Source organism: Streptococcus oralis, assembly GCF_023109195.1.
Taxonomy (GTDB): domain Bacteria; phylum Bacillota; class Bacilli; order Lactobacillales; family Streptococcaceae; genus Streptococcus; species Streptococcus oralis_BV.
Window position 1 is genome coordinate 878,007 of record NZ_JALDUB010000001.1, and the last position, 25,845, is coordinate 903,851.

14 protein-coding genes are annotated in these 25,845 nt (G+C 41.0%); 2 read left to right on the forward strand and 12 right to left on the reverse strand.

Annotation, left to right across the window (positions count from 1 at the left end):
- Positions 1–289: 289 nt before the first annotated feature.
- The 12 genes from M1F65_RS04330 to M1F65_RS04385 form a co-directional block, all read right to left on the reverse strand.
- Entirely contained in the window at positions 290–5,017 is a 4,728-nt protein-coding gene (locus M1F65_RS04330; RefSeq protein WP_247925542.1) for a glycoside hydrolase family 70 protein, read from the reverse strand.
- 86 nt (positions 5,018–5,103) lie between these two features.
- Complete coding sequence (locus tag M1F65_RS04335; protein WP_044021065.1) at positions 5,104–5,967, reverse strand: helix-turn-helix domain-containing protein; 864 nt, start codon at positions 5,965–5,967, stop codon at positions 5,104–5,106.
- Between the two features lie 373 nt (positions 5,968–6,340).
- Positions 6,341–6,895 (reverse strand): DJ-1 family glyoxalase III, encoded by a 555-nt coding sequence (locus M1F65_RS04340; protein WP_139689323.1) that lies wholly within the window; start codon positions 6,893–6,895, stop codon positions 6,341–6,343.
- A 10-nt stretch (positions 6,896–6,905) separates the two neighbouring features.
- Positions 6,906–8,129: an FtsW/RodA/SpoVE family cell cycle protein gene (locus M1F65_RS04345; protein WP_139689324.1), complete on the reverse strand. Its 1,224-nt coding sequence runs from the start codon at positions 8,127–8,129 to the stop codon at positions 6,906–6,908.
- Between the two features lie 5 nt (positions 8,130–8,134).
- Positions 8,135–10,624: a bifunctional DnaQ family exonuclease/ATP-dependent helicase gene (locus M1F65_RS04350; protein WP_425608243.1), complete on the reverse strand. Its 2,490-nt coding sequence runs from the start codon at positions 10,622–10,624 to the stop codon at positions 8,135–8,137.
- Positions 10,625–10,832: 208 nt separating this feature from the next.
- Complete coding sequence (locus M1F65_RS04355; protein WP_247925544.1) at positions 10,833–11,684, reverse strand: NAD(P)H-hydrate dehydratase; 852 nt, start codon at positions 11,682–11,684, stop codon at positions 10,833–10,835.
- A 178-nt stretch (positions 11,685–11,862) separates the two neighbouring features.
- Positions 11,863–18,969 (reverse strand): SIALI-17 repeat-containing surface protein, encoded by a 7,107-nt coding sequence (locus M1F65_RS04360; RefSeq protein WP_247925545.1) that lies wholly within the window; start codon positions 18,967–18,969, stop codon positions 11,863–11,865.
- 343 nt (positions 18,970–19,312) lie between these two features.
- Positions 19,313–20,086, reverse strand: coding sequence for an HAD hydrolase family protein (locus M1F65_RS04365; protein WP_000673611.1), 774 nt, complete (start codon positions 20,084–20,086; stop codon positions 19,313–19,315).
- 4 nt (positions 20,087–20,090) lie between these two features.
- Positions 20,091–20,948 carry a bifunctional methylenetetrahydrofolate dehydrogenase/methenyltetrahydrofolate cyclohydrolase gene (locus tag M1F65_RS04370; RefSeq protein WP_000057219.1) on the reverse strand — a complete coding sequence of 286 codons (858 nt, stop codon included), beginning with the start codon at positions 20,946–20,948 and terminating at the stop codon, positions 20,091–20,093.
- A 148-nt stretch (positions 20,949–21,096) separates the two neighbouring features.
- Positions 21,097–21,417 carry a TfoX/Sxy family protein gene (locus M1F65_RS04375; protein ID WP_000168536.1) on the reverse strand — a complete coding sequence of 107 codons (321 nt, stop codon included), beginning with the start codon at positions 21,415–21,417 and terminating at the stop codon, positions 21,097–21,099.
- A 33-nt stretch (positions 21,418–21,450) separates the two neighbouring features.
- Complete coding sequence (locus tag M1F65_RS04380) at positions 21,451–22,185, reverse strand: amino acid ABC transporter ATP-binding protein (RefSeq protein ID WP_000140925.1); 735 nt, start codon at positions 22,183–22,185, stop codon at positions 21,451–21,453.
- Positions 22,185–22,868, reverse strand: a complete 684-nt coding sequence (locus tag M1F65_RS04385) for an amino acid ABC transporter permease (RefSeq protein ID WP_001011622.1) — start codon at positions 22,866–22,868, stop codon at positions 22,185–22,187. The genes M1F65_RS04380 and M1F65_RS04385 overlap by 1 nt, the downstream gene beginning before the upstream one ends.
- Positions 22,869–23,059: 191 nt before the next feature.
- Here M1F65_RS04385 and M1F65_RS04390 point away from each other — a divergent pair, with 191 nt between their 5' ends.
- Positions 23,060–23,290 (forward strand): DUF1797 family protein, encoded by a 231-nt coding sequence (locus M1F65_RS04390; protein WP_000443577.1) that lies wholly within the window; start codon positions 23,060–23,062, stop codon positions 23,288–23,290.
- A gap of 236 nt (positions 23,291–23,526) precedes the next feature.
- Positions 23,527–25,785 (forward strand): ATP-dependent Clp protease ATP-binding subunit, encoded by a 2,259-nt coding sequence (locus M1F65_RS04395; RefSeq protein WP_247925546.1) that lies wholly within the window; start codon positions 23,527–23,529, stop codon positions 25,783–25,785.
- Positions 25,786–25,845 lie beyond the last annotated feature (60 nt).

Below are 25,845 nucleotides of genomic sequence, written 5' to 3' on the forward strand. Positions count from 1 at the left end.
AAGAATAGAAACTACTAACAACCGCGTCATTGTTCACAAACGAAACGCTTTTGGATTTTCAAACTTTAAAAATAGAATACTCATTGCTTTGAATACCACAATAGAGTGCAGAAAAAGATTATTCCAATATGGAGTCCCTTGTTAATTCATTACAGTTCCCAATGATTCCATCTTTCTTTTCAATTGTAATTTATTCTCCAAACAGGCAAAAAACGATAACGTCCTTTTAAGGTGTTATCGTTTTTGTATATCATCAGATAAAGTTTGATTTTTATTGAGCTAAATTCGATTAGTTTCTTCCGAAGTTTTGACCTCTACCATCGCGGTCAAAATACATCCAACTTCCATCTTCAAGTTGAATCCATTTGCTTCGAGCCATATCCCCTGAATTGGCATCGAAATATCGACTAACCCCATTCACATCAACAACTTTTCCTTTGACTTGCTTGCCGTCTTGCGTGAAATAGAGAGTCTGTTGACCAACCTGCTGCAAGCCTGTCACTGCTTTTCCATCTTGATCAAAATAGTACCACTCATTTTGGGAACCTTCGACAAACTTGTTGGTTGCCATCTCTCCTGAGTTAGCATCAAAGTAACGGATACTCTTATCTGAAAGTGTCACGATTTTGCCCTTGACTTGCTTGCCATCTTGGTCGAAGTAAAGTGTTTGTTTGTCAATCTTTTGAAGGCCTGTCACTGCTTTACCAGTTTGGTCAAAGTAATACCATTCGTTCTTGGCACCTTCTGCAAACTTGCCGACTGCCATTTCTCCTGAGTCGGCATCAAAGTAACGGATGGATTTATCAGCCAAAGTTACTACTTTACCCTTGACTTGCTTACCATCTTGGTCAAAGTAAAGTGTTTGTTTGCCAATCTTTTGAAGACCTGTCACTGCTTTACCAGTTTTGTCAAAGTAATACCATTCGTTCTTGGCACCTTCAGCAAACTTGCCGACCGCCATTTCTCCTGAGTTGGCATCAAAGTAACGGATACTCTTATCTGAAAGTGTCACGATTTTACCCTTGACTTGCTTGCCATCTTGGTCAAAGTAAAGTGTTTGTTGACCAATCTTTTGAAGACCTGTCACTGCAACTCCATCTGCTCCGAAATAGTACCAATCACTTGGGTTATCACCTTGAGCAAAACGATTGATAACAGCATTTCCTGAATCCTTGTCAAAGTAACGAAGTTTGCCATCTTTAGCACTCACAATCTTGCCCTTAACCTGATAGCCGTTTTCATCAAAGAATTGCTGTCCATCTCCTATCTTGACAAGACCTCGAGCCATAACGCCCTTGGCATCAAAGTAACGCCAGTTTTGACCATCAGTAGTGTAGTAACGGTTGAGAACTTGGGCACCAGTTTGATCATAGTAGTACTGATTACCATTTTCATCTTCACGGATAGAATCACGAAGTTGAATACCATTCTTCAAGAAATAAACGTGCTTGCCATCAATTTCATGAGCACCTGTTACAAGATAGCCTCGTTTATCGAAGTAATACCAATTTCCATTTTCATCTTGGATAAAGGAATTTTTAGCTTGATAACCACTAGTTGAATAGAACTTGGTACCATTGGCATCACTAACAAATCCTGTGTAAGCATTCTTATTAACTAATTGCTTAGGCAATACTATCTCGCCATTTTTGTTAGTGAGGTAGTCGTTGCTAGCCCAGTCTTTAAGAACATAGTAAGCACCACGACCTAAGATATTGGTACCATTGAAGTACTTAGCCGACCACTTGGTAATCTTCTCATCTGTTGTCATCTTTTGACCATTGGAAATCTGTACTCGTTCAAAGATTTCTGGATATTTAGCTTTAAGCTCATCCAAGAAGGCCCCACCGTACTTACCTTGGAAATCAGTCCCATTGGTCTTACTATTAGCTACATAGAGTTTTTCCTTGATTTCTGAGCCTTCGCGGTAGGTTCCGTAGTTGTTGACACGTGTTGCTGTTACCACTTCCTTACCTGGTAGGTTATAGATTTGGTCTGGTACCCAGTCCGCGATGGCTTGGATATTGACACTGTGAAGCGCACGAAGAGCATTGAGCAAATCTTTTAAAGATCCATATTTATTGTTCTTGCTCATCGCCATATCGTAGCGGTCTTCAAAGGCATAACCATTCTGAATGATAGAATCTAAGAAAGTACCGTCTTGGCTAGATACATACTGAGGTGGTAGCTCAAATGAAGTTACTCCCCATTCCTTGAAGAGGTTGACATTTTTAGCAATGACTTTATTAGTATATTGGTCATCGCGGGTTGCAAAGTCTTGGAAGTTAGAGAAGCCTTCGTAAATCAACTGAGAATCAAGAGCTGCGCTAGATTCATAAACTTGACCACTAGCGTTTTTCTTCTTGCTTGCTTTTGTACGAGCATCCTGATCTGCCTTAGCGCCAACTGGTACCCAAACAGCCAGATATCCAGAAACCTGTACATTGCTGTAGCCTGCAATATCATTCATATCAAAGGTCAAAATACCATTAGCATCTGTCTTCTTCCAGAGCGATTGCGGCACTTCTTCGTCAGTTAGATAGCGGGAAATACCATCTTTGGTCGTCAAAAGTACAGGGCGATAGTATTGATTCTTGTGGGCTGCTCCCATATTGACTTGCAGTTTATCCCATACATTTAACTTGAGGTTAGGGTTGTTTGAAGCAATCACAGCCATCCCTTGAGTACGAGTTTCTGCTGTTCCTTCATCTGTTGCTTCATTGGCACCAGTACCGTAGCGAACAGAAGTCAAAATACCATTATAAGACCATTTATCAGCCTCACGAGGTACACCCATATAAGTGACTTTCATGTCTTGTCCACCTGCTACATACTTAATACGAGCACGCAACAAGGCATCAATAGCATCGTGGTAAGGAGATTTTTTCTCCATGTATTGACCATCATCGGTATAGAGGTCACCATAGTAGATCCGAGTGATAGAGTCTTTATTGGAGAGCATGAGAGCGTGAGCAGTTGGGATGTTGAACTGCGTATACTTCTTGTCTGCCTTGCGCATATCTTCGTTGTAGATCTTGAAGGCTTGCTTGAGTTCATCCATGGTAAAGGTCAAACCATCCGTATTTGGATTGATATTTTCCCGGATGATGTCAGCAATAACGGTTTGTACTTCACTGTCATGGGCCCGCACAAAGATATAGTTAGCCATCCGTTCGCCATTTTTCTTTTCAGAAGAACGGTCATTTAAACTATTTGTAATCGTTGGCTCTACTCCGCTACGGATAGATAGATTACGCATGAATGAATAAAGCAAGGACAAGCGTAGCTTGTTGTCAATTGCTAGTTGAGCGCCTTTAGTATCTTTGTTGTAGTCAGGATCGTTATCAGACCAAGCTTCCAAGATAGACAAATGCTTAATGGCTTCTTCTTCACTTTCTCCCACCTTGTAGCGAGACTTGAAGTAGTCAGATGCGATTTGGAGCAAGTCTGCGTTGACATTGTCCACCGCATCGACACGAACTCCATCAAAATTAGCAGTCGGATCATTGGCTACGATGCTTCCAAAGTTCATCATAAAATGCAACCAGTTGAGTTGTTCGGCCTGAACAGCTGGATTAGAGTTGTCAAAGTCGTTAGCGAGCAAGAACTCATAACCACCGTTTGACTTGTCAATGAAGTACTTAGGTTTACCTGTTTGACTAGTAGGGGTACGGTTAAGCAGACGGAACTTAGAGTCAGCATGAGAGCTCTTCTCATTATTAGTATAAAGCAAAGCTCCACCCTGCAAGTGGTCCTTTTTAGTACCAGTTGTTTCAGACTCTGACTTGATATTCCAATTTGGCTGGTTTTTGACAAAGGCACCCATCAGCGTTCTCAACCATTTGGTATCGCCTTCTTTACCAATTTTTTCCTCAATCTTGCGCTGAACCTGCTGAGAAGCTCCTGTCAGGAGAGCTTGTTCAACTTTGTTTTCAAAAGCACCTGCTCCCAGACCTTGCTGGTTCATATAGTTGAGGTAATTAATCTGAGTACGCTTATCAGGCCACCAAGCCATCAAAAGGGGACGTAAGTCTGTTTCTGTCGAAGCCGTCCATGTTTTTCCATCTTTTAAGATGAACTTTGGACGATACCAGCTATCTGCTGTCAAATAACCGTCTACAGTTTCGATATCCTTGTCAGTCGTGCCGTAAAAAGCATTCTTTTGAGAGAATTCATTATTGAGACTGCTGGTTCCTTGTTGGAACTGATATTCATTTGAATCAACTAAGGCACCAGTTTCTGCATCAAAATAAAGTATTCTACCATTAAGTTCAACTGCAAAGTTCTTTTTAACTGTACCATCGTCCTGAACATAGTAATTTTTACCATCAATGGTCTTAATATGAGATAGGACATCATCATCATGGTCAGCATTTACAGGTGCAGGTTGAGCCTGATCTGCTACCATTCTTTCAGCTACTACTCCTTGTTTTTGAGCAGGTTCGGGCAAGCGATCTTTCTTTACAACCTTTGGATTTGCAACAATTTTGTCTTCAACAGCCGTTTTTTCTCGTTTGTTGTCATCTTGCTCTTGGGCAGTTGTTGGCCTTGCTTGTTTATCCTGGTCTGCTACTTCTGTTTTAGGAGTTTCTGTGATTGCATTAGCAGCTTTAACTTCTTCAGCAACAGCAGCCTTTTCTGTAGATGCTTCTTTCGTATCTGCTGGTTTAGCAGGCTCTTGAGCATTGGTTTGAACTGTTGCTTCTGTATTTTCTGCTGGTTTAGCAGGTTTTTCACTAGCAGCAACATCGCCTGTCACCTTGTCTGCAGGGGTTGCTTTTTCTGCTTCTTGCTCAGATGCTATTTTAGCTTGGGCTGGAGTTTGCTGACCCGGATCACTAGTCTGAGCTGTAGCAGGTTCTTGAACCACAACCTGCTTTACATCATCCGCATGGACAACGCCTGGTTCTAGACCAAGTACCTTTGGTGCTACAATAAGGGCCAAGGTCGTCAAAGCAATGGCTACCCAGTTTTTCTTAACTTTATGCATCTTATAATGAATCTTTTTCTCCATCATAAAGCCTCCTTCTGAATTTAGTATAAAGTTATGCCCTTATTCTAGTATATTTTTCAAAATGATCATTTTTTGTTGCACATCTACAACTATGAAAGGCAAATTCTTTCAAACTGTTCTTTAAGTTTTTGGGCAACACCAAAGGAATCTAAAAATTCAAAAAAAGATAGGCATTGCTCGATGTCACTGAGAGCATTAGTATTCCCAACCTTGTAGGCATACAGAGCCCTATGATACTTAATCAGCGTTCGATCATATAGATCTGTTTCAGGGATTTTAGAGTGGTCGAGATAATTGAGAAACCTCATAGCAACTAGCAGATGGTTTCCTTCTATACAGACGCTAATGACATTAAGTAGCATCTTGATAATACGGCGGCGATTTTCAGGTAGGTTGTTATAAAACTGGGTACGATTGATCATCTCACTAGCGAAGGTTTCCAGCGTTTCCAAGGTCATCAAATCAACACTGTTTGTAAAAAGCCAGAGTTCATAACGTCCCCACTCCTCAACAGAAAAGAGATGATCCGTCAGGAATTCTATATCCTTCTTGCTAATCTGAAAATCTGAGCAACAGGAGGACAAGAGGGCCCTGACAATGATTGTATTGAGTTTATAGTTTTTTTTCTCAGGAAACTGTTCGGTCAATGCTTCTGAGCTTGACAAAATATTTTGGAGCTTGACAACATTGTTTTCCTGATATGCATCAGCTACTTTTTTTGAGAACAGCACATCATCTGAATCAATGTAATTATGGTAAACATACTGAAACTCCTCTAGGGAAACGGCCATATTTTTTAAACAGCAATAAAAAGAATCAAGTGTGATCCCATTGACTCCCCGTTCAAAACGGGATAGCTGAGCCACGGAAATATCACCAGCAGCTACCTCTTTCAGGGACATTTTTTTTGATTCTCTAATGACTTTGAATATTTTTCCAAAAGTTTCCAACATATCACTCCCCCAGTTTCGTATATGCAAAAAATTCTGACTAATTTTAATATACTAGTAACATGTTTCAATTACATTACAGAGAAAGTACTTTATATTTCAAATTAATACAAGCAGATTAATTCGCATGATAAGACCGTTTAATATAGCATTTGTTGAATATTCTATCTTTTTCAAGAATCTTTTGATTTCAGTAACAATCTGAAGTATTCTATCTAACAACTTGAAACCACTAACATTTCTAGAGATAGATTTCCTTCTTATGCTAGACAAAGCTTGATTGATTTATAAAAGATTGATATAAAAGCGTAAGACAATCATATGAAACATTTTTTAGAAATGGAGTAAATTAAAAAACGAGAGCCGAACTCTCGTTTTACTGTTGATTTCCAAAGACATCTCGATAGAGCATGCCGACTCGTAAACTTTCAGCATCTCCTCCCAACTGCTCTACCAACTCATAGGCAAAGGCAAGTGCGGTTGATGGTCCTCGGCTAGTTGTTAGATTACCATCCACAACCACGGTTTGCTTTTGATAAATTCCGTCAGTAATTTGCTCCTGAACTCCGTCATAACAAGTAAAGTGCTTGTCTTTCAGGATACTTGCTTGATGAAGAGCAATTGGGGCTGCACAGATGGCAGCAATTTTCTTTCCAGCTTGGTCAAAGGCTTTAATCTGTGAAATGAGGGCTGGATTATCCCGTAGGTGAGCTGAGCCTGGCATACCACCTGGAAGAACTACCAAGTCATAGTCGGACAAATCACCATCAAAGATACGGTCAGCTTTTACCTGAATGTCATGTGACCCTGTCACCTGCTCTTCAAATCCTACCATATCACAAGAAATGTTTGCTCGACGCAAGACATCAACTACTGTCAAGGCTTCAATTTCTTCAAAACCCTGGGCTAAAATAACTGCTACTGTTGCCATAGTGGCCTCCTTATTTGATTTGTTTTAGGACGACTTTCTTTCGTTTGAATGGAACTTTTCCACTTTTCTCTTCTGCTAGATTGGTCTGGTAACTCATAGACAAGAGGAGACCGACACCAATGAGGTTGCTAATAATTGCGGAGCCCCCTTGAGAGATGAAAGGCAGAGGAATCCCTGTCAAAGGAAGTAAGCCTGTCACGGCACCGATATTTTCAAAGATATGGAAGAGCAACATCATGATAAATCCAGTCGAAATGTAGGTGTAGAACTGGTTATTTGACCTGAGCGTAATCTTCAACATCCGGTAAATAAGAAGCAAGTATAAAGCAACGACAAAGACCGAACCAATGAAGCCAAAGTCTTCAGCAATTACGGTAAAAATCATATCACTTTCACGTACTGGAATGAGGAGATTGGACACATTGAAACCTTGTCCAAACAAGCCACCACTTCCAATCGCAATTTGTCCCTGCGCCTGTTGGTAAGTCGTTGTTTGCGCAAAGTCAAAGGGATTGAGCCAAGCCAAGATGCGGTTAATCTGGTAAGTTGGCATCCCAATCTGATGCAAGAAGGCACGTCCATCCTTGCTTATAAAGATGGCCATGAAGCCTGCAACTGCAGTCACTCCTGTCACAAAGACCGGAATGATAATCTTCCACGAAACACCTGAAAGGAGAACCATACCGGAAAAAATAGCTACAAAGACCAAGGCAGTCCCCAGATCACTTTGTAGGGCTAAGAGGAGCAAGACTGGTATGGTAAAGGCGATCATCCAACCAATCAATAGGAAATCCAAGGGAATAGTCCGTCGCCATTCCTTGTGTTTTTGAGTGAATCTTACAATGGCTCGAGCCAACATCAAGATATAGGAAATCTTCATGAATTCCGATGGCTGGAAAAGTGTCGTTCCACCAATCGATACCCAGTTCTTGGCACCTGTTGACGCTACAAGATTTGGATTGAAGAAAACAAGAGGGAGAACCATCAAAGCCAACCCTAGACCATAAAGATAGGGAGTCACCTTCCATAAAAACTCGGTATTAAAGAACATGACCACAAATCCAATGACAAGCCCCAAGGAAATCCAAGCGATTTGCTGACCTAGAATTGGTAATACATTATTTGGATAGTCATGACTAACTGCTATATAAATGGCCACTACTCCAATCACCAGTAAACAAAACACTGGTAGGAGAAGGCTATAATCGACTCGAGAGTCGAGTGAACGTTTCATATTTTTTACCTTTTCTCTTTCTGGGATTTTTCTTTCATTCTATTGCGACGAGATTGGAGAAAATCAGCTACAGCAGGCTCTAGCTGGTCTCTAGAAAGGACCTGAACAGTCCTTTCTTTTGACAAGGCTTGAGCGATTTGTTTGCCATAACGCTTGCTGACGACACGACTGTCTAAGATTAGAGCAACCGAACCTTGGTCAGGTCGTCTAACAGTACGACCAAGGGCTTGCTTTAACCGAATAATCGCCATCGGTAACTGATAATCATAGAAAGGATTCTTCCCTTCTTGACGCAGTTCTTGGTTTAATTTTTTGGTTAACGGTTCTTGGGGGTTTTGGAAAGGCAATCTCGGAATCACTTGAATTACACAAGGATGGGTTGAAAAATCAACCCCTTCCCAGAAACTACCTGTTCCAAGCAAGATCTGCCGTTCGCCTTTTTCAAAACGTTTTTTCAGTTGGCTTGGCTCCCCATTTTTATACTGAGCCAGATGCGGTTGGTCTAGCAGGTCTGAGACTGCCAGCAACATCTCTTTTGAGGTAAACAAGACCAGTATGGGTTCTTGAAAGGCTTGTAACCTTCGGATAACAGAAGCCACCTCACTAGCATAATCAACAGGTGAAACTTCTGTCACAAGAGGAAAATCATTGACTAGAAAGACTTCTTGTTGCTCCTGTTTTGCTACATCAAGCCTAACAAGTGGAGCATCTGGAAATCCCAATAAATCTGCTAAGGAAACCCGATTGCTGATTTCAAGAGTGGCCGATACTCCTAGGAGCCTACAATCTTCTGGCAATAAGTCTGCTAGTATAAAGCGGCCTTTTTTACTTGAACAAATCAAGACATCCTTGCTCGATTTCTCGGCTGTAGCAAGCCAAAATTCACGGTCCGAGGTGAAAAAGTTTGCAAGCTCTCGATACTCTGGGAGAGCTAACTCCGAAAAATGCTGGCGCAAGTGTTCGAGAGAATCCAACCACTTTCCATTCTTCAGACCTGACTGATACTGCTCCATCAAGTAACGACATTCAAAGCCGATACTCTCAAGCAAGCGTTTCTGAACCAAATCTTCCTCTGACTCTATGGACTTATCAAGCTGGGTTACAAGTTCCTCAAGGCGATAAGCCTGCTGGGCTAGATTTTCGAGAGCTAGCAGCATTTTTTGAGCTTCATCCAAAATTACCAAACGGTTGTCGACAAACTCTGGATTGTCTTCCAAACGAGTGACCAGATAGGCATGATTGGTCAAGAGGACGCGACTGGTCTTGACCTTTTCCTGCCCTCGTTTCCAAAAATCCTCTGTAGCAAATAAACTTTTCTTTGAAAGCTTGCCATCGTGGACTAGTTCTGGCAGAAAATGCTGGTAGCGATAAAGCTGCCCGATTTCGTCCAAGTCACCTGTCTCTGTCTCTGTTAGCCAGATGAGCAGTTGCATTTTAAAGCGAGTAAATAGACGATTGGACTCCGGTCGATGGAGAATTTGATGAAAAGCATCCAATTTCAAGTAATTTTGAGGCCCCTTGAGACTATGAATTTCCAGATGGAAGACTTCTTTTAAGCGCTGACCTTCTTCTTGCATGATCTGATTTTGAAGAATTTTGGTCGGAACACTCACTAGGATACCTGCTTGACTCTCCAAGTTCAAAGCTGGGAGGAGATAACCATAAGTCTTGCCCAGTCCCGTTTGGGCTTGGATAAAGGAAGTCTGGTCTTCTTCCAATAATTGCTCAATCTTCTCCGCAAATTCCAGCTGTTGTGGACGCTCCTCCAGCCCCAATAAAGAAATGTTTTTAGCAAAGTCTTTGGATAACTTTCGTGGGACTAATGCTTTGCTTTCCTTTCTGAGGAAAAGCCCATGAAGTTCCATCAAGTCTGGCGAAGACAAGAGAGATTGTTGCTGATAGACCTCCTCAATCACCAGATAACTTTCATAGAGAAGGTTGTCTGCAAGGTCTAACAAGCTTTCTAAAAGCCCTTTTGGTAGCTCAAAAAGTTTTTGACGCATGTAAAGCAAGAGTTCAGCTGTTGCCTGAGCATCTGACAGGGCAGTATGGGCATGTTCCAGCTCAATGCCCAACTCTTGACAAAGGATACCTAAGTTATACTTTTCAAACTGAGGATACAAAACTTGGGCAAGCTCAACTGTATCCACCCGCGGTGTGCGCAATTCATATCCTTCAAAAAAGAGGAATTCTGCAAGGAGGTTGGCATCAAACTGTACATTGTGCGCAACAAAAATACCGTCCTTAACCAATTCAAAAATTTTTCCGGCCACCTGAGAAAACTCTGGTGCCGCAGCCAAGCGTTGATCGGTCAGACCTGTTAATTCTTTGATATGAGAATCCAAGGGTTCGTGGGGATTGACATCAGTCGCATACTGATCGATGATTTCACCATTCTCAATCACCACAATGCCTACTTGAATAATTTTTGCCTTGCTTCCGGTGCTGGTCGCCTCTAAATCAACGACCACATACCGATCATTTCTCGCATTCATCATTAAAAATTATATCAAAAAAAGCATGATTTGACACCCCTCAACTTTGTTAACAATCTTGCTTCATTTGTGAGTTTAATAAAAAATCAAGACCTTAAAAGTGAGAATTTTTCGTAAGTTCAGCAGTTGGTTGCTGGTTCTGAGGTATTTAAAAATCTTACCAGAAAAATAAATCAGCTGTGAAAACATAAAAAAGGCAATTAAGATTTCAATTGCCTTTTTGGGATATTTTTTTCATTGTTTTTGGAATTTCACAGCTAATCTGACTTGGTAAAACCACATAGTGTTCTTGAGCTAGTTCTTGGGCAATGGCTGAGTGCAGATGAGTCGCTACCACCACACGTTCATAGAGACTGGCCTGTCGGAATTGGCCTGCAAATCCTGCAATCATTCCAGCCAGTGTATCTCCCATTCCCCCACTTGCTTGATAGGGGCCTCCAACCTGTAACTGATAGTATTCAGGTTTGCCAGCTTGCCAGATACGAGTTGCTGGCCCCTTCTCGACTAGAATCGTTCCTTGTGGAAAAGATGAAAGAGCCCTAGCAGTCGTCTCTGTATTTTGATGGTCAAGAGCTGTACCAGATAATCTTTCCCATTCCTTTTGGTGGGGAGTTAGGATGAGCTGACTGGAAGGAAACGGTAACTGGCCGTTTGCTAAGATGCCCAAAGCACCGCCATCTGCAATCAAAATCTGGTCTTTTCTAAGGCTGTCAAAGACCCGTTTTACGAGTTCTTCTCCAAATGCATCCTCTCGCAAACCCGGACCTAACAAGACAACTTCTGCCTTTACTAACTGCTCTTTTAACAATTCCTGGTCTTGAAGAGAAAATGCCATGGCCTCAGGTAAATGACTGTACAGAGCCGGAATATTCTCCTTATCCGTGCCAACAGTCACCAAACCAGCCCCACTTTTAACTGCTGCAATGGCTGACATGATAATAGCTCCCCCATAAGGATAGGTTCCTCCCAGCAAGAGTAGACGACCGTAATCCCCCTTATGACTGTGACGACAACGTTCAATAATGACTTTTTCTAATAAAGTTTGATCAATCACTTTCATCGTTATTTTCCTCTCTATTCATTATACTATAAAGTCTATACACCTTGCATCTTGAACATAAATCTATTCGTTCATATAGAAAAAGAGGGGACAAAGCCCCTCTACTCTCCTTTCGTCCAAACACGAAAGTAATCGATTCATTTTTTATCTTCTACTAATCTGGTATTAAATGAACAGACTAATCCTCTTTGCGTTTTGCAGTTAATAAGGCTGCTGACAAGGCCAAGGTAACACCTGCCAAGAAGAGGGCTGTCTCAGATTCTCCCTCACCTGTTTCTGGTAATCTCTTGTCTTCCTTGGCAACTTGAACTGGCACTTCTTGAGTTTGAGCCTTGTCTAATGAACTTAGCTTAAACTCTGGTTTTTCTACTGTCGGTGCTGGTTGGTCACCTACTGTGGCTAGAACACCACGGTACTCTGGAAGTTTATGTTCTAGAGCCATTACAGCATTAACACCACCCTTAAATTCAGGTTTCTCAACGCTTGGTGCTGCTTGATCTCCTACAGTGGCAAGAATTCCTGTGTATTCTGGAACTTCGTTGACTGCTGCTTCTACAAAGTTAGCACCGCCTTTGAATTCTGGAACTTCGTTGACTGGCGTAGGCTCCTCACCCTTACTATTTGAAATAGATGGTTTTACTCCTACCTCAATAATACGATCTTGAGCTTTTCTTTGTTCAGTATGAACAAGAGTTCTAGTAGTTCCTGATACTTGAATATAGTCAACTTTTTCTCCATCTTGTCCTTCAGAAACTACACGACGTTTACCTTGAGCAAGCTCAGGGATTTCACGAATAACTTCTTTAAACGGAAGTGGAGTCTTTTCAATTTCCAAACTTGGAACTTCTGCAACTAAGTTCTTAACGCCTTCTGTCGGTGTTGTTTGGAAGGTAGACTTAAAGTGTAAACGATATTCTTTCACTAGATTCCCATCTTTGGAAACAAGACGAACAAGTGTTGGAAGATTTGTATTTCCATGATCTACAACTGTGACTACTCCGTGTCCACTAGTTGTCGCAGTGACTTTTGGTTTGGATCCCATTGTTGTTAAGGTGTACTCTGTCACATTTGGATCAAAGTTTTCCAATGCTTTTCCATCAATCGAAATAGTCGCTGATGGTGTTTCGACTTCTGCTCCCTTGCCTGCAGAGTAGGCTGTAAATTCTACAAGCGCTAGGCCATTAGTAGTAGCCTTACGAGTCATGCGGGCACGAATAGCTGTCGCTTGAACCGGTTCAAAGTTAAACTCAATTGGTTTACCAGCTACTAATTCTCCAGAAACTTTGTAAGGAATTGGTGCCCAATTTTCTGCCTTGTTGAATGGATGGTCAGCATTTTCTTCATAACGAGAAATCGTACTTGGTTCTGTAAAGGCAGGACCAATATATCTTTCTAGAACCATTTTCTCTGGAGCATCTGTGCCACTATCTTTAAAGAACTGAATGGCTACTTTTCCAATAGATTGAGAAGTAATTTTTCCATCCTTCTTAAAGAGTAATCCAACAGAAGTTTCTTGATTTTTCGGAGTACGAGACCAGTTTGTCCAACGTCCATCTTCATTGTATTTTCCATCATTGATATAGAAAATTCTATCATGTGAAGCTGCTTGTGTATCGTTCGTTGTCGAAGCAAAGGCTTTAGAATCCGTTTCATTGTTGTTTGGATTTTCTGAAATGACTTGATTGCCTTTAGAAACAACTGTCACCTGCATTTTAGTGGTTAGATTTGTACCAATGACATGACCGGTAACTTCAAATGTTCCCTCATGCTCTGTCGCATGTTCAGGAATAGCATCCCACTTCACTGCAAGTTTTTCTGTAGTCCAAGTAGTTGAAGTTGGGTAATAAACGCCTACCTCTGAAGGAAGTTGAAGATTGTCTCCAACATTCAAGATTTTAGCACCATTTTCTGCAGCAAGCGGTTGACTAGTTTCTCTCTCATCATTGCGGAAGATTCGATATTCTTTCAATACCGTACCATCTTCTGCTTTTAAGATGAGACGTGTTGCACCTTTTGGACTAGTTGCAGGCACAACTGTTACCAAACCATTATTGCTAGCTGTTGCAGTGATTTGTTTGCTAGATTGAGGAATATAGTAATCAGTCTTAGATGGATTAAAGTGTTCAAGTTCCTTGCCATCTACCTTGATAGAAATCTCTGAACTTGTAGAGCTTACTACCTTATTTCCAAGGACAGTTAGCTCTGTCAGACCAACACCTGATGTTCCATCAGCCTTCTTCATACGAATACGAACAGCATAAGTTTCTACCTTGTCAAATGTGAAGTGATTTGTTTGAGTTGCAGATAGCTGACCTGGAGCATGCAAGTTCTCAACTGCTTTCCAATTTTCTGGATTATTAAATGGATGATTGCTATCACGCTGAGCATTGCTGACATCACTTGGTAAATATGGAATTTCTTTACCTACATAATATTCAACTACATATTCTTTTGGAAGACCAATTGCTCCATCAGTATAGAAATCAACTGATAAATTGTTGACAAAACGTTTCGTCAAATCTCCTGAATTACCAAACAAGATAGAAGCCCAGTCATTATCAGTATTTGTTCTCCAAGTAGTCCATCTATTTTTAGCGTCTGTTGGCGTTCTTGACACAGTCAGGTCGTTCAAGGTATTAGCTGAGTCATCTCCTCCTGTATTGGATACAATGGCAGCTGGCAATTGCGAACCTGTCCATTGTTTAGAGATATTATTTCCAGCAACAACTTGACTAGACACTCGAACATGAGCTTTAGTGGTCAGATTGCTACCTACTAAGCGACCATTGATTTCATAGACTCCTTCAGTTTGACTAAAGTTGGCTGGAACCTGATCCCAAACTACATCTTTGTAGATAGTTGTTCCGTTAGAATGGTAAGCACGCACATTGGCTGGCAATTGAACTGTCTCACCCTTAGGAAGAGTAAGGCTGATTTCCTCTGCAACTTGTAAACCTTCAACTGTCACCGTTGCTTGAGCTTCAATGTCTGTGCCTTCTACATGTCCTTTAAGTGTAAAGCTATGATAATGCCCCAATTCTTTTTCATCCACCTTGTCCCAAGTTACAGATACTTTGCGTGGCAAGCCCTTATCAAATTCTGCTCCAACTTCTTTAGGTAGATTCGGTTGCTGATTAATATCTGTAGAAACAGATACAGGATGAAGTTTCACAATCTTCTTGCTGACTTTATTTTCTTTAATCACCACTTCAGTAGTTACAGATTCTGTTTTCTCTGTTTGATTATCGATTCGAGGTTTCAAAGTCACTCTTCCCTTAGTATAGAGCAATAGGTTCTGACCATTCACCTCAAGATACCCACCATCAGATGCCTTAGCTTCTAAGTGAATATCTGATGCTGAAAATTCTGTTTGTGAACCATCCTCATAACTACCAATGACACGATAAGTTAAGACTTGATCTTCTGTAGCAGTTTCTTTTCCTTCTACAACTACTTCCAAACGTTTCAAGGCAGGAGCTTCCTTCACAAACTGAATTAAGTAAGTTTGAACCAAGTTACCCTTTTGGTCACTCAAGAAGAGAGAAGCCTGATAACCATTATCAGCAGAAGCTTGCTGAACAGTTACTTGATATCCGGTAGTCTGAGCTCCAACACTTGGAATAGTTGCAGTGTAAGGAAGGGATACACGGTAATAGGTCTTGCCAGACTCAAAATTCTCAAGAGCTTTATCCCCAACAGTAAGTCCTGTAATGCTACTTGTTGTTTCCTTACTACTTGCGATAAAGGTTGCAGTCACTTCACGGTCGTCATCTACCAATTTACCAGTAGCCTCCGTACGTCCACCTTCCTTGTTCAAAGCAGCAGGGTCTTTCAAGGTCCAAGAAACAACATCAGTATCAATCAAGCTACCATCTGTCAGAACAGCTGTGACCGTTTTATCCAAATCAGCCGCATTCGTTCCAACTGGGACTGTAGCAACTTTTGGTAACCATCTATCTAAAGCAATCACTTTAACAAGTGCCTCAGCTTTAGTTTCTAAACCTTCTACACGTCCAGATACTTTTTTCTCACCTGCGCTTGTAAGCAAGTCAGATGGCATTTCCCAAGTTACAGTCTTTTCCTCAACACTACCGTCGCTATAAATAGCTGTTACTGTTTGAGGCAATTCAGGATTTTTAGTCACATCAGTTGTTGCTTTTACAGGAGCAAAGGCTACAAAGTGACGGTTTTCTTTCTTACCAGACACAGTTGCGACCGTTGCGCTATCAGAAGTTAAACCAGCAGAATCTGCATAAAGAGTAAATTTACCTTCTTTTTCTGTTGATTTTACAATGACAACTCCTCTACCATTGAAAGCACGTCTTTGCCATGTTCCATCTGCTTGAGCTTTGTAGCGCTCACGACTAGCTTGTTCTCCATTATCCACACCAACAATCTGTCCCTGACCATGAAGATTGAAATGAACAAGATTATTCGCTGTCGGAACCACATTCCCTTCGCTATCAACAATTTCGTAATGGATGTAGGATAGGTCTTTTCCATCTGCAGTGATAACATGCTCTTCTTTAGTCAGACGAACCCTTGCTGGCTCCCCAGCAGTTGTCACACTATCACGCGCAATTTCGTTGCCTTTTTCATCTCGAGCAATCGCAGTCAGTGTGCCTGGTTTGTATTTTACAAGCCACTCAAGATACAATTCACTTGGTTTAGCCCCCTCATGATATGGACGTCCATCTTCTGTCCTTTTCTTAGTAAATTCCTTTTTACCAAGTGACTCTCCATTTAAGAACAATTCAACGCTTGCAGCATTTGAGAAGGTACGAACCGGAACCTTTCCATCAACCAGCATCTTACGATCCTTAAGGGTCTCTTCAGTCCAGTTCCAATGTGGTAAAATGCGAACAGTTGGCTTTTCTTTAGCACTATACCATTCACTACGGTAAAGGTAAAAATCATTCTTCGGTAAACCAGCCGTATCGATGATACCAAAGTAAGAACTTTTTACAGGTGTATTATCTTGGTTATGCCATGGAGTTGGTTCACCGATGTAGTCAATTCCTGTCCAGATAAATTGTCCAGCATAGCCAGCACGATCACGGTCAAAAGTCCATGATTCAGTAGCTGTTCTTCCCCATCCAACACGGTCATTACCATAGTCAGATTGTTCATAGTGACGATTTGGACGGTTATCATGTCCAAGGATTTGAGCAGGATTGTAATAAGAATCACGCGTTCTAGTAGCTGAAGAAGTTTCAGAACCATAAATGAGCCAGTCTGGATGAGCACTACGAACCGCATCATAAAAACGTTCACCATAGTTCATCCCCACAGCATCCATGATTTCTGCAAGTTTCAAAAAATCACCTGTCGCTGCACGACTAAATTTGTTTTCACCCATGGTGACATAACGTTCAGTATCAATCGCTTTGATAACTGCCTTCAGACGCTTAGCAGTTTCGATAGAACGAGGACTACCATTTGCCTCTTCTACCTCATTTCCAAGAGACCACATGACGATAGACGGATTGTTCTTATCACGTTCTACCATTGTTCTAAGATCAAAATCAGACCACTTCTCACCCTTTTTAGCTTCAGGATGGGTTGCATCTTGATCAAAGAACCGTCCATAGTCGTAAGTCTTCTTGCCACCATACCAGGTATCAAAGGCTTCCTCTTGAACCAAAAGACCTAAACTAGCCGCAGCATCAAGCAACTGAGGACTAGCTGGATTGTGGGTTGTTCGAATAGAGTTAACCCCCATATCTTTCAAGAGTTTTAATTTACGATAAGTAGCCTTATAATTCTCTTCTGCACCCAAGGCTCCATTGTCATGGTGAATACTTACTCCGTGGAATTTCATGCGTTCACCATTCAGAGAGAAACCATCCTTAGCAGTCCAATTAAAATAGCGGTAACCAAATGTATCTTCTGTTACATCAACTAGTTGACCTTCTTTATAAACCTTTGTTTTCAGCACATACAGTTGAGGATGATAACTTTTTGTCGTCCAAAGAGTTGGTTTATTAACTAGGATTGTTTGTCTGAAATCTGCAACTTCATTTTCTGCTAAATTCTTCGTTTCAGAGCGCACTAATTCTGAAACAACCTTACCTTCCTTAGTAAAAATTTGTTGTTCCACAAAGACTTTAGCAGCCTTCTTATCCGTATTTTTAATCTTACTTTGAACCTGTGTTTCAACATTCCCTTCTTTTTGCTCAGCAAGTTTTGGAGTAGTGATATGATTACCATTTTCGGCAACATGGACTTTATCACGATAACTAAGGGTTACATCACGATAAATCCCACTTCCTGAATACCAACGACTGCTTGGTTGCTTATTGGTCACTTGAACAGTAATTGAATTTTCACTACCATCCTTGTTTAAAAATTCTGTAATATCATATGAAAAATGATTATAGCCACTTGGATAATGTCCTACAAATTTACCATTTACATAGACCTTTGAATCCATGTAAACCCCATCAAAATTGATACGAACATCCTTATTCTTGTCTGCTTCATTTAATGTGAAAGTCTTACGATACCAAGCTGTTCCACCATTTAACTGGCCACCTTCATTACGTGCGGGAGACTTGTGATCGAAGTCAAAATAAATACTCCAATCATGAGGAAGATTCAATTTAGACCAATCATGAACATCCACATCTTTTTTTGAAAAATCTCCTTGGGCATTTAGTTTAAAATACCAATCTTTATTAAAATCTTGTTTTCGCTCCGATAATAGCTGCTTCTCTTTTTCAACATCCGCTTTACTTGGCTCTTTAGAAAGCGCTTGCGTTTTTTCAGAAGAAGGTTTGCTCTCTGTATCTGCTTTTACCTGGTCGTTTCCGGAAGTTTTTTTAGAATCCTCTTTCAGTTCTGTTCCAGCTGTTGCTGCAGATTCAATAGGCTTTGGATTTGTCTCTTCAGGTTTCTGTTTGTTCTCAGCTTTGTTTCCTTCTTCTTTGTTTGGAGTTTCCACTTTAGGTCTAGCCAATTCATGACTACCCTCATTAGCAGGTCTAGTAGGTTCCGTATCCTTAGTCACTTTGTCTTCTGTCGAATCAGCTTTTGGTTTTACAAACTCACGCCCACCATTCTCATCAGCCTTTGCGATTGCAGCTGCCACATCATCGGGAAGCTTATCTAAAGGCTGAGCTTGATGAACAGTTGTTTCTTCTGTTTGAGTATTGGATGAAGCCACCTCCTCAGCTTGTACAGCTGAAATACCAAATATACTGGCCCCAATCATTACAGATGCTGCACCTATTGCAAATTTACGAATGCTATAATGACAACGTTTATCAAAAAGTCTTTTGTTCATTAAAATCCTCATTTCTTTTTCTTGATACAAAGTAAGCGTTTACTTTATTTTAAAAAATAACCTCCTTCTGAATACACAAACAAGTACCAAGTTCGATAATATATTTTATATATTAAATATATCAAAATACACCTAAAATTGCAATTATTTTCCATTAATTTAACCCAATAAAATGGTATATAAGAAGGGGTCATTTAAAAGGAATAGTTGCAATGAAAATAGCTTTCGGTTCTAGACTCTTTCTACTACAAATTGAATTCCATTAATATCTTTTTCAAACTTCAAATTTATAGTTTATAGACTGCATTACTCTACATAAAAAGAAGGCGAACCTCCTTCTACACTATTTTCCCTTAAATTCCGCAAAGGTCTGTAAGATTTTAGCAGCAACTGCTGGAGAAGGAGCTCCTTTTATCTCTAACGTGTCATCTGCATATGGAGTAAGACCAGCAAAATCTCCTATCTGGACTGAATAGAGCGACGTTTTAAACAGTTCAATATCGTTTTGGTCATTTCCAAAAGCGATGAAGTTCTCCCCGCATAACTTTTCAACAGTTGTCGCCTTATGAGTATCCAAGGGATTAACATAAAGGCACTTTTCATGCGCATGATAAGACAGATGAGCTTGTCCTAGTCTTTCTAACTGACCAAGCAGATCATCAAGCAAATCCTCATGGTCACCCATATAAACGACTACCTTAATCGGAGTCCCTAAGTCCTCAAGTTTCTGATGACGAGCCACCTTTAAGGGATCCACACTGGAAATAAATGGAATCTTCTCTACAATCTGACCGCTATAGTCAAAGCAATCATCTACAAAGAAAGGCAGATTATAAGTCTGGCAATAATCCACTAGCGCCTGATAAACTCTAGCATCGAGATTCCTTTCAAAGATAGCCTTCCCCAAATGATAGGCTACGCCACCATTCAAACCTATGACCAAGCGCTGACTGAGTTCAGGTCCTAATAAACCCAAGCAATCCCGATAAGAGCGAGCTGAGGCAAACACAAGCTCATGCCCATAATCTTCAGCCTTTAAAAGAACCTGCTTAATCTCTTCATCTATGGTCATATAGTCAAAAGATAGCGTTCCATCTAGGTCAAATACGAATTTCATCTTCCTAGTCCTCGTTCAGTGTTCGAAGCGCTGCCTGATAGGTTTGCTCCATTAGCATAGTAATCGTCATAGGACCAACTCCACCAGGTACAGGAGTGATGTGACTAGCAAGTGGTGCAACCGCATCATAATCAACATCTCCACAAAGCTTGCCATTTTCATCTCGGTTCATCCCAACGTCAATGACAACCGCTCCTGGTTTGACAAAATCAGCAGTCACAAACTTAGCGCGACCGATTGCAACCACAAGAATATCCGCCTTTGCAGCCACCTTAGCAAGATGATGGGTCCGTGAGTGGGTCAAGGTCACAGTCGCATTCTTGGCTAAAAGAAGCTGAGCCATCGGTTTTCCAACGATATTTGAGCGACCGATAACAACCGCATTTTTACCTTCCAACTCAATCCCATACTCATGAAACATCTCCATAATTCCTGCTGGTGTTGAAGGAATCATAACTGGATGACCAGACCAGAGGCGACCCATGTTTAGAGGATGGAAACCATCCACATCTTTTTCTGGGTCAATGGCTAATAAAACTGCCTCTTCGTCAATATGTTTTGGCAAAGGTAATTGAACTAAAATCCCATGCCAAGCTGGATCTTGATTGTATTTGGCAATCAAGTCTAATAATTCCGCTTGGGTAATGGTCTCTGGAACTCGCACTACTTCACTACGGAAGCCAGCAGCGAGAGCTGACCGTTCCTTGTTTCGAACGTAGACTTGGCTGGCAGGATTGTTCCCCACCAAAATCACTACCAATCCTGGAACTAGACCTGTTTCTTCTTTTAGTTTAGCCGTCTTCTCAGCCAACTGTTCTTGTAACTTAGCCGCAAGAGCCTTCCCATCGATAATCTGTGCCATATCTCTTCTCTTTTCTATCAAATATCTTCTATTATAACAAAAAATAACTCGCCATCCTAACACTTCTTGCCTAATGGACCCTATAGTCTGAAACTATAAGAAAAAGCCCTTATCGAGCTTTTATGCCTATTTATACTAAGTAAACTTGTCACGCTTTCTTTTTGACTTTTGGAGCCGGTAAGACTTCATACATCTCCTTAATTAATCTCGTTAGAAATGACTTATCTTCAATGTCTTCTATCAAAATCATCTCCTTAGCTCCTTCATAAGGACGTTCAAGCCTATTCTGTCTCAGTTGATCCATGACCACCTTCACAGGCTTCAGTAACAAACGATTATCATAGATTCCCCCAATAATCTTCCCACGATAATAAAGGATATACTCTCCCATCATTGGACGATAACTCATCTCCTCTAGCTCTGATAGCTGTTCGAGAATAAAATCTAAATATTCTTTACTGGAAGCCATGATGCCTACTCCATTTCTTCTAAAAATGAGGTCTTACAAAACCTTACTCAAAAATTCCTTGGTCCGTTGTTCTTTTGTTTGATCGAAAATCTCCTCTGGTGTTCCATCTTCGACAACAACCCCATCCGCCATAAAGATAACACGGTCTGCTACCTCACGCGCAAAGCCCATTTCATGCGTCACAATCACCATAGTCATCCCTGATTTAGCGAGGTCTTGCATAACAGCTAGGACTTCTCCAACCATCTCAGGGTCTAGGGCTGAAGTCGGCTCATCAAAGAGCAAAACATCTGGTTCCATAGCAAGTCCACGTGCAATGGCAATCCGTTGTTGCTGACCACCTGACAAACTCTGTGGGTAGGCCGTTGCCTTGTCTGGCAAGCCAACTTTTTCTAACAGTTCCTGTGCTCTTTTCTCCGCAACTTCCTTGCTTTCACCTTTGGTTTTAATTGGTGATAAAGTGATATTTTCCATCACTGTCATATTGGGAAAGAGGTTGAATTGTTGGAATACCATGCCCATCTTTTCACGCATGGCAAAAAGGTCATTTTTCTTATCAGTGATATCAACTCCTTCAAAGATAACCTTACCTTTACTTGCTTCTTCAAGGAGATTCATCGAACGAAGGAGGGTTGATTTCCCGCTCCCTGACGGACCGATAATGACCACAACTTCTCCTCGTTTAATCTCAAGGTTGATGCCTTTTAAAACTTCATTTTTCCCAAAAGACTTATGTAGTTCTTCAATTTTAATCAAGGTTTCTGTCATTATTTCTTGTCTCCTTGTCCAATATGTTTTTCAAATGCTTTCAACGCCACTGTCAAAACAGAGGTCATAATCAAATAGTAAAAGGCTGCAAATAAAAGAGGAGTCAACGGTAAATAAGTTGTTGTTGCTACTGTCGTTGCACCATTCCACAACTCCATCACCCCAATCGCAGACAAGAGGGAACTATCCTTGATAATGGTGATAAATTCATTTCCTAGAGCTGGAAGAATATTTTTGATAGCTTGTGGCAAAATGACATAACGCATGGCATTTTTCGGACGAATACCTAAAGAATATGCGGCCTCTAACTGCCCTTTAGGAACCGCATTGATCCCCGCACGAACAGTTTCTGAAACGTAAGCTCCACTGTTCATAGAAATAATCAGAATGCCAGGAATCAAACGAGAAAGATCAACTCCCAAAATTCCCACTTGGATAGTCGGAGCATTGATATGCATAAGGGCAAAGGCAATCATTATTTGAACCATCATTGGAGTACCACGGAAGATCCAAACATACACATTTGCAAACCAAACGAGCGGTTTAAAGCGTGAACGTTGGGCAAAGGCCAGTAACACACCTATAATGGTCCCTAAGCAGACAACAAGGATGGAAATCAATACGGTAATCAGAGCACCATAGTTAAAATATGGTAAATACTTTGGTAAAAAAGAAAAATTCATATTCAATCAACTTTCTATGTATTAGATTGTATGATTATAACATGAATTGAATTAAAATGCAATCCTTTTTCCCTAATTTTAACAATTAACTTGATAGAATGGAGAAATAGAGAGAAATCACAGTTTTTTTCTAGTCAACTACCTCTTGTTTATGGTAAAATAGAAACGATAAGAAATGGAGGAGAATCAAAATGGAATCACATTTGGTTAGAATCATTAACCGCCTAGAAGCAATGACAAAAGATGGTGGGAATCTAAAACGTAATTTTGAACGTGAAGGTGTTGTTGTCGCAGAAGTTGCATACAGCCACGACGAAGAAAACGGATCACTCTTCACCCTTCGCGATGTAGAAGCTCGTGAAACTTATACCTTTGATAGCATTGATTTGATTGCAATGGAGATCTACGAACTCCTTTACTAACATAAAAACAACGGGCAGTAAGTCCCGATGAATGAGAATCCTTTTTGTCACCACAAATGGGATTTTTTCTTACCTTCAAGTCGCTTAATTCTCCATGAATCCCTCTCTTAAAAACGACCACTTCCCAATCTTTTTACTTGCTTTACACCTTAATCATGCTATAATGAGAGTATAGAACTTTGACTATTCTTGACCTTTTTATTAGACAAAGAATAAGAATGAAATGAGGTAGATGTATGCTCTGTCAAAACTGTAAAATAAACGACTCAACAATTCATCTGTATACCAATATCAATGGACAGCAAAAGCAAATTGATCTTTGTCAAAATTGCTATAAAATTATCAAAACAGATCCAAATAATACCCTCTTTAAAGGAATGACTGACTTAAACAATCATGACTTTGATCCTTTCGGCGACTTTTTCAATGATTTGAACAATTTCAAACCTTCTTCTAATAACGTCCCTCCAACTCAATCTGGTGGAGGATATGGAGGAAACGGTGGTTATGGACCTCAAAACCGAGGCCCACTTCAAACACCTCCTAGTCAAGAAAAAGGACTCCTAGAGGAATATGGTATTAATATTACTGAGATTGCTCGTCGGGGAGATATTGACCCTGTTATCGGTCGAGATGAGGAGATTATCCGCGTTATCGAAATCCTCAACCGTCGAACCAAGAACAATCCTGTCCTCATCGGAGAACCGGGTGTTGGTAAAACAGCCGTTGTGGAAGGTCTAGCTCAGAAGATTGTCGATGGCGATGTTCCCCATAAACTTCAAGGCAAGCAGGTCATCCGTCTGGATGTGGTCAGTCTAGTCCAAGGAACAGGGATTCGAGGCCAATTTGAAGAACGTATGCAAAAACTCATGGAAGAAATCCGCAAACGTGAGGACATCATCCTCTTTATCGATGAAATCCATGAAATTGTTGGTGCAGGATCTGCTGGCGATGGCAATATGGATGCAGGAAATATCCTCAAACCAGCCCTTGCCCGTGGTGAATTGCAAATGGTCGGAGCCACTACTCTCAATGAATACCGCATCATTGAAAAAGATGCTGCCCTAGAGCGTCGTATGCAGCCCGTCAAGGTAGATGAACCAACTGTTGAAGAAACCATTATCATCCTCAAAGGGGTTCAAAAAAAATACGAAGACTACCATCACGTCAAGTATACTGATGCGGCTATAGAAGCTGCTGCAAATCTATCCAATCGCTATATCCAAGACCGCTTCTTGCCAGACAAGGCTATTGACCTGTTGGATGAAGCTGGTTCTAAGATGAATCTGACACTGAACTTTGTTGATCCTAAAGTGATTGATCAGCGTTTAATTGAAGCTGAAAATCTCAAGGCGCAAGCTACACGAGAGGAAGACTTTGAAAAGGCTGCTTATTTCCGCGATCAGATTGCCAAGTACAAGGAAATGCAAAAGAACAAGGTGACCGATCAGGATACTCCAATCATCAGCGAGAAAACTATTGAACATATCATTGAGCAGAAAACCAATATCCCTGTTGGAGAACTCAAAGAAAAAGAACAATCTCAGCTTATCCATCTAGCAGACGAGCTCAAAACTCATGTCATTGGTCAAGATGAAGCTGTCGATAAGATTGCCAAGGCAATCCGTCGTAATCGTGTTGGACTTGGAACTCCTAACCGGCCAATCGGAAGCTTCCTCTTTGTCGGACCAACTGGTGTTGGTAAAACAGAACTTTCCAAACAACTAGCCATTGAGCTCTTTGGTTCTGCTGACAGCATGATTCGCTTTGATATGAGTGAATACATGGAAAAACACAGTGTAGCTAAATTGGTCGGAGCCCCTCCAGGTTATGTTGGTTATGATGAAGCTGGGCAGCTGACTGAAAAGGTTCGTCGCAACCCATATTCTCTCATCCTTCTCGATGAGGTCGAGAAAGCCCATCCAGATGTGATGCACATGTTCCTTCAAGTCTTGGACGATGGTCGTTTGACAGATGGGCAAGGGCGGACAGTTAGCTTTAAGGATGCTATCATTATCATGACCTCAAATGCGGGTACTGGTAAGGCCGAAGCCAGCGTTGGTTTTGGAGCTGCTCGTGAAGGTCGAACCAACTCTGTTCTTGGTGAACTCGGTAACTTCTTTAGTCCTGAGTTTATGAACCGTTTTGACGGCATCATCGAATTTAAACCTCTCAGCAAGGACAACCTTCTCCAAATCGTCGAACTCATGCTAGCGGATGTCAACAAACGCCTCTCTAGCAACAATATCCACCTCGATGTGACTGACAAGGTCAAGGAAAAGTTGGTTGACTTGGGATATGATCCAAAAATGGGGGCGCGCCCACTCCGCCGCACCATTCAAGACTATATCGAGGATGCCATCACTGACTTCTACCTTGAAAACCCAAGTGAAAAAGACCTCAAGGCAGTCATGACAAGCAATGGCAATATTCAAATCAAATCTGCCAAAAAAACTGAGAAAACAGAAGAGATTGCTTCTGAAATAGAAGAATAAATCTATATAACATGTGCAGAAAGTCTATCATTTTCTGCACCTTTTTTTACTAAAATAACT